Annotated in this window: 6 protein-coding genes; all 6 read right to left on the bottom strand. The window is 61.9% G+C overall.

Annotated features, from left to right (window positions below; genetic code table 11):
* Nucleotides 1–65: 65 nt before the first annotated feature.
* The 6 genes from scpB to WBF74_RS09780 all read right to left on the bottom strand — a co-directional run bounded on the left by scpB (nt 66) and on the right by WBF74_RS09780 (nt 6,949).
* Entirely contained in the window at nt 66–953 is an 888-nt protein-coding gene (gene scpB, locus WBF74_RS09805; protein ID WP_424438860.1) for an SMC-Scp complex subunit ScpB, read from the bottom strand.
* Entirely contained in the window at nt 950–1,843 is an 894-nt protein-coding gene (locus WBF74_RS09800; protein WP_424438857.1) for a segregation and condensation protein A, read from the bottom strand. The genes scpB and WBF74_RS09800 overlap by 4 nt, the downstream gene beginning before the upstream one ends.
* Before the next feature lie 142 nt (nt 1,844–1,985).
* A complete protein-coding gene (gene nagZ / locus WBF74_RS09795) occupies nt 1,986–2,999 on the bottom strand; it encodes a beta-N-acetylhexosaminidase (RefSeq protein WP_424438854.1) in 1,014 nt (337 codons plus the stop codon).
* Nucleotides 2,996–3,841, bottom strand: coding sequence for an SPOR domain-containing protein (locus WBF74_RS09790; RefSeq protein ID WP_424438851.1), 846 nt, complete (start codon nt 3,839–3,841; stop codon nt 2,996–2,998). Before WBF74_RS09790 ends, nagZ begins: the two co-directional genes overlap by 4 nt.
* A complete protein-coding gene (gene argS / locus WBF74_RS09785; protein ID WP_424438848.1) occupies nt 3,841–5,592 on the bottom strand; it encodes an arginine--tRNA ligase in 1,752 nt (583 codons plus the stop codon). Before argS ends, WBF74_RS09790 begins: the two co-directional genes overlap by 1 nt.
* Before the next feature lie 166 nt (nt 5,593–5,758).
* Nucleotides 5,759–6,949: a deoxyguanosinetriphosphate triphosphohydrolase gene (locus WBF74_RS09780; protein ID WP_424438863.1), complete on the bottom strand. Its 1,191-nt coding sequence runs from the start codon at nt 6,947–6,949 to the stop codon at nt 5,759–5,761.
* Nucleotides 6,950–6,970: the final 21 nt, after the last annotated feature.

Genomic DNA, 6,970 nt, shown 5'->3' with positions numbered 1-6,970 from the left:
GGCAAAACACCTTTCTTCAGAATCTGAGAGACAGGTTGAAGTGAGCGGAATGGAAAAACCTGCGCTTACTCCTCGTCCGCCTGGTCCTGAGAAAGATGGTCGTCAAGGGCGGCACCATATTCCTCCGGCTCATCATCCGAGAAATCGCCGTCACCATCCCCGCCCGTTTCGCTCGGCGTCGGTATATCGAAGCCCGGCGGCAAGCGTCCGTCGAGAAGGCCGGCGGCCTTGAGTTCATCGAGACCCGGCAGATCGCCAATGCTCTCCAGCCCGAAATGTACAAGGAAGGCCTCGGTCGTGCCATAGGTCACGGGGCGCCCCGGCGTGCGCTTGCGGCCGCGAAGCCGGACCCAGCCCGTCTCCATCAGCACATCGAGCGTGCCCTTCGAGACGGAAACGCCGCGGACTTCTTCAATCTCCGCGCGTGTCACAGGCTGGTGATAGGCAATGATCGCGAGCGTCTCCATTGCCGCGCGGGAGAGCTTCTTCTGCTCCACCGCCTCTCGCTCCATCAGGAAGGCAAGATCATCCGCCGTGCGGAACATCCATTTGTTGGCAACGCGGACGAGATGGACCCCACGCGTTTCATAGAGCTTCTGCAGGTCTTCGATCACCGCACCCACATCCGCGCCTTCGGGCAGGCGGCTTGCGATGCTGTCAATGTCGAGCGGCTCGGCGGCAGCAAAGAGCAGCGCCTCGACCATCCGCATCAACTGCGCATGGTCCGTCGCATTGCCAGGGAAACGAACGACGTTCCTTGCTTCCACGCCATCCTCGTCGGCGTCTGCATCGTCGTCTGCATCCGCCTCATCCGCATCCTCAACGGCATCATCATCCTGAGAGACAGCCTCAAGCGCCTCATCTTCTGATTCAGCCTCAGGCGGCAAGCCTTCACCACCATTGGTGTTTTCGGCCTGATCATCAGCCTCGTTCACAGTGTTCTCGTCGCTCATTCTTCTTCAGTCTTCTCAGGCATGTCTTCCGCATCATCGGAAGGCAGTGGATCGGGGGGCGTCTCACGGCGGCGAACGAAAACCGGGCTGAAAGCGCCGGTCTGGCGGATTTCCATCAGCCCGTCCTTGGCAAGCACAAGCGCCGCGCTCAACGTGCTCGCAATGGCCGAGCGGCGGAGCGCAGGCGTCATCTCCTCAAGCGGCAGGAAGCTTTCTATGCGGCCCCAGTCGAACATCATGCCCATCATGCGCTCAAGCCGGTGGCGGGCTGCCTCGATGGCCATGATCGGAAGCCGCTTCGGCTCCCATTTCGTCTCGTTTCCTTTGAGGCGCTGATCGGAATAAGCCTTCAGAAGATCGTAGAGCGTCCCCTGATACTCGCTTGTTTTAATAAGGCGAATGCCCTCCGGCGCACCGCGCGGAAAGACATGGATACCCATCCGGCAGGTCCGCTTGAATATCTCCTGCGAAACCTTGCGCATGGCTTCGAGGCGCTGAAGCTGGAAGGCAAGCCGCGCCGCCATTTCTGCGCCGCTCGGCCCCTCTTCTTCCTCGGGCGGTGGCAGCAGCAGCTTCGATTTCAGGAAGGCGAGCCACGACGCCATGACGAGGTAGTCAGCTGCAAGATCAAGCTCCATCCGCCGCGCCTGCGTGATGAAGTCCAGATATTGCTCGGCCAATTTCAGGATCGAGATGCGGGTGAGATCGACCTTCTGATTGCGCGCGAGCATGAGCAGCACGTCGAGCGGCCCCTCGAACCCGTCGAGGTCCACGATCAACGTGTTCTCATCCGGCTCCACGGCAACGCGCGGCGCGCCTTCCTCGAAAGTCGAGGCGGCATCCGGCATGACACCACTGTCAGCGTCGCTCTCGGTAGGCGCCCCGGTCATGACTGCCTGTTGCATCCGATCCGAAATGTTGAAAACCCCTCGTCCCAGGCCGCTTTGCCCGGCCAGCCTGAAGACGGTTGATCCTTATAACCCGCCCCCCTTGGGGCCGGTACCCCGTTTCTCGGCTTATCCCCAGCTTCCGTCACGAAGTGGCGGTAAGGGCGTCGAATTGGCACCGCGCATCGTCCAGATCGAAGGAAACAAGGGCGTCTTTCCGCAAGGAAACGGCTTTCTCCGTCAGTTCTGACGCCCGGGACGAGAGAATCGGCACCTCCGCGGCAATCGCCTCCATCTCGGTCATCTTGCCATTGCAGTGGAGAACGAGGTCGCAGCCCGCCGCAAGGCTCGCCCTGGCCCGCTCTGCCAGCGTACCGGACAGGGCTTCCATCGAGAGATCATCCGACATGAGAAGCCCCTCAAAGCCGATAAAGCCCCGGATGACCTTTTCGATGACCACCGGCGAGGTCGTCGCCGGGCGGTCGGGATCAATGGCCGAATAAACCACATGCGCCGTCATGGCGAGCGGCATGTCACGCAGATCGCGGAACGGCACGAAGTCGATCCGCTCAAGTTCCTCGGCCGGTGTGTCCACAACCGGCAGGCTCTTGTGGCTGTCCACACCCGCGCGGCCATGCCCCGGAATATGCTTCACGATGGGCAGCACGCCCCCCGCCAGCACCCCTTCTGCCGCCGCACGGCCAAGCGCGCTGACAGGCTCCGGCCTGTCCGCATAGGCGCGGTCGCCGATTACATCATGGGCGCCCGGCACCGGCACATCGAGAACCGGCAGGCAGTCAACCGTGATGCCAAGGTCGCGCAGTTCGGAAGCGATGAGCATGGCCCCGAGCCGCGCCGCCCCCAGCCCCGCTTTCGCATCCCGCTCATAGATCGAGCCATACCAGCGCCCCGGCGGAAAGCCCCGCCAATGAGGCGGCGCAAGGCGCTGCACACGCCCGCCTTCCTGGTCGATCAGAATTTCGGCCTCATGGCCCGCTGCCTCGCGCAACTTGCCCACAAGGCGGCGCACCTGCTCGGGATCCGAAATGTTGCGTGCGAAGAGAATGAAGCCCCAGGGCCGCACATCGCGAAAGAACCGGGCCTCGCGTTCCGAAAGCCCGGTTCCCTCACAGCCATAGATCGAGGCAAAAACGCTCACCGCTCCCTCACAATGCAGCCCTGCCCGGCCGCCTGAAGCTTCTCGCAAAGCGCATCTGCCGCCGCCTTGTCGAGATAACCGGCGCGGGCGCGGTAATAGATTCCCTTCTCGCCAAGATCGGCCCGCTGAATATCAAGACTCAATCCGCCAAGCAGGCCGGGATGCGTATTGCGCAGCCGTTCGAATGTCGCGCGGGCCGATGCCTCGTCGCGCAGCGCCGCAAGCTGGACAACATATCCGCCGCTGCCCGATGCAGCAGGGGCCGGAGCGGCAGGCGCAGGTGCGGCAACTTCCGGCACAACGGGCGTCGGCTCGGGCTGCACAGGGGCAATCTGCACCGGCTCCTCAGCCCCGCCGGGGATAACCGGGGAAGGCTCATCAAATGGGTTGCCCTCGATCGCCTGTGCCATGCGGTCGAGCGCAGCCTGATCGTCCGGACGGATCGGCGCCGGATCTTCGATGGCAAGCGGCTCCTCGGCGGGCGGCAGCAACTGCTCCCCCTCGTCCCGCGCGCGGGCCTGCTCACCCGCAATGCGGCTGTAAACCTCTGCATCCTGATGCGGGAATGTCTTGCCGCCCGGATTTTCCGGCGGAACCTTGATCGGCGAGCCGTCGGCGCGGAGAAGAGGCGGCGCGCCATTCACGCCTTCCTGCGATCCCTGCCGATAGGCAAGCAGCATCACACCGGCAAACACGGCAAGCAGCGCGACGATGCTGAGAAGGATTAGCGTGCGACGACGACCGCTGCCCGTTTCCTCTTCATCATCATAAGCCTCGTAATCCTCGAGGTCAGGATCGATGTCATATTCGGGCTCTTCATCCCAACCGCCGCGTCGTGACATCAGCGCATCTCCTCGATCGGCTCGACCCCCAATATCCCGAGGCCCGCCGCAATGACATAAGCCGCCGCACGAATCAGGGCGAGCCTTGCAAGCGTAGCATCAGGATCGTTCGCCTGAATGAACCGCAGGGAAGGCTCATCCTTGCCCTTGTTCCAGAGCGCATGGAATGCGGCGGCGAGATCGTCGAGATAGAAGGCAATGCGGTGCGGCTCATGCGCCTGCGCTGCCTGCTCCACCTGCCGGGGGAAGCTCGCCATGAGCCGCACAAGCGACATTTCGGCTTCATCCGTCAGGCGCGACAGATCCGCATTGGCGAGCGCGGAATCAGAGAGATCGTACGCCCCTGTCTCCGCCGCATTGCGCAGCACGGAATGAATACGCGCATGGGCATATTGCACATAAAAGACCGGGTTATCGCGCGACTGCTCCATCACCTTCGCAAAGTCGAAGTCGAGCGGCGCGTCATTCTTGCGGGTCAGCATCATGAAGCGGACGACATCCTTGCCGACCTCATCCACTACATCGCGCAGCGTGACGAAATCGCCCGCGCGCTTGGACATGCGCACCGGCTCACCATTGCGGAAGAGCCGCACCATCTGGCAGACCTTCACATCGAACTCGGCTTCCCCGCCGGTAACGCCTTCGATGGCGGCACGCATCCGCTTGATATAGCCGGAATGGTCCGCGCCCCAGACATCGATCATGGTGCGATAGCCGCGCTCGAACTTGTCGAGGTGATAGGCAATGTCGGGTGCGAAATAGGTCCAGCTCCCGTCGGACTTTTTCAGCGCGCGGTCAGTGTCGTCACCAAACTGCGTCGAGCGGAAAAGCGTCTGCGGGCGTGCTTCCCAATCATCCGGCACTTCACCCTTGGGCGGCTCCAGCGTGCCGATATAGATGAGGCCCTTGTCTTCAAGTTTCTTCAGCGTCTTTTCCACCGCACCGGATTTGTGGAGCGACAATTCGGAGAAGAACACATCATGCGCGATGCCGAGCACGGCAAGGTCGCCCCTGATGAGTTCCATCATCGCCGCGACAGCCGTTTCACGCGCAACACGAAGCGCATCTGCCTCATTCATCTCGAGCAGGCTGCGGCCATGTTCTGCGGCAAGCGCCTGCCCAACAGGCTTCAGATAGTCGCCCGGATAAAGACCTTCCGGGATCGCGCCAATATCTTCGCCCAGCGCCTCGCGGTACCGCAGAAGCGCGCTGCGGGCGAGAACTTCGATCTGGCCACCCGCATCATTGATGTAATATTCGCGGCAGACCTTGTAGCCGACCTTCTCGAGAAGGTTCGCCAGCGCATCGCCAAAAACGGCACCGCGCACATGGCCGACATGCATTGGCCCGGTCGGGTTCGCAGAAACATATTCGACGTTCACGGCGCTCTCCGCGCCGAGATCGCTCGCGCCGTAAGAGACAGCGGCACGCAGAATGTCCGGCACCCGCGCCTGCCAGAAGGAAGGCGCAAGCCGCAGATTGATGAAGCCAGGCCCCGCAACCGACACTTCCGTTACAGAGGCTTCCGATGAAAGCCGCGCCGCAATCTGCTCAGCAAGCTCGCGTGGCTTCGCCCCGGCAGGCTTTGCCAGCACCATGGCCGCATTGGTTGAAAGGTCGCCATGGGAGGGATCGCGCGGTGGCTCGACGGCAACGCGTGTGAGATCCAGCCCCGCCGGCAGAACGCCTTCACTGACAAGGCTGCCAAACGCCGCCTCAACCCGTTCTTCGAAATAACGAAAAATATTCATGCTCTTAGCTGCCTTTGGACCCGCCGGGCGCGCACTCTAGCCGCGCCGCCCTGCCGTTTCCAGCCTTTAGAGAGTATCGGAAAAGGCCGGACTTTTGGCCCGACCAGACCGTCATTGCGAGGAGCCGCACCCGCTTCGCCTTGCTCGCAACGACGCCCCCCAAGTCCTATGACCGCGGGTCATGCAGGTCAAAAAGCCTTTGATGTTCCTCAATGGCAAATTTGTCCGTCATGCCCGCAATGAAGTCGCAGACGCGGCGTGCCGTCTTGAAGCCATTCGGACCGTCACAGCCCTGCTGCCACTCCGGCGGCAACTGATCGGGCGAGCCATGCAGCAATTCAAAGAGCTGCTGCACGATGCGCTGCGCCTTGCTCATAGAGCGATTGACCCGGTAATGGCGATACATGCGCTCGAAGAGGAAGGCCTTGAGCGCCGCATTATGCTCGTTCATCTCTGGCGTGAAGGCGACAAGCGGCCGGTCCATCGCGCGTATGTCTTCGGCCGTCTCAGGCTTTGCTTCGGCAAGCCGCGCCCGTGTCTCGTCCATCACATCGGCGATCATCCTGCCGATCAGTTCGCGCACCGCTTCATGGATGATCCGCGTTGTCTCAAGACCCGGATAACGGTCGATCACGCCCTGAAAGACATTGCCGACAAGCGGTAGCGCCAAGAGATCATCAATGCTGAAAAGCCCGGCCCGAAGCCCGTCATCAATATCGTGATTGTTATAGGCAATGTCGTCGGCAAGGGCGGCCACCTGCGCCTCCGGCCCTGCATAGGTCGCAAGCTCCAGATCCTGCGTCTCTGCATATTCGACAATGGCGCGCGGCAGATCGTCCATGCCGATACCCGGCACGAGGACCGGGCCGTTATGCTTCACCAGCCCTTCCAGCGTTTCCCAGGTGAGGTTCAGCCCGTCGAAATTCGCATAGCGCCGCTCCAGCTTGGTGACGATGCGGAGCGTCTGGGCGTTGTGGTCAAACCCGCCATACTCCGCCATGCACTCATCAAGCGCCGTTTCACCAGCATGACCAAACGGCGTATGGCCGAGATCATGGGCAAGCGCGAGCGTTTCAGCGAGGTCTTCATCAAGCCCGAGAACACGGGCAACGGACCGCGCGATCTGCGAGACCTCAAGTGAATGCGAAAGCCGCGTCCGGTAATTGTCCCCCTCGTGATAGACAAAAACCTGCGTCTTGTACTTCAGCCGCCGGAAGGCACCGGAATGAATGATCCGGTCGCGGTCGCGCTGAAAGGCGGTGCGCGTTGCGCTTTCCGCTTCGGGAAAGAGCCGTCCCCGCGTCTTTTCGGCCTTGGTCGCATAGGGGGCAGTAGCCGCCGGATTGGCAATCAGCACGCGCAAAAACCCTTGAAGTTC

This window comes from Parvibaculum sp. (assembly GCF_049672805.1).
In the GTDB taxonomy this organism is placed as follows: Bacteria; Pseudomonadota; Alphaproteobacteria; order Parvibaculales; family Parvibaculaceae; genus Parvibaculum.
This window is presented reverse-complemented; position numbering and strand designations above follow the sequence as displayed.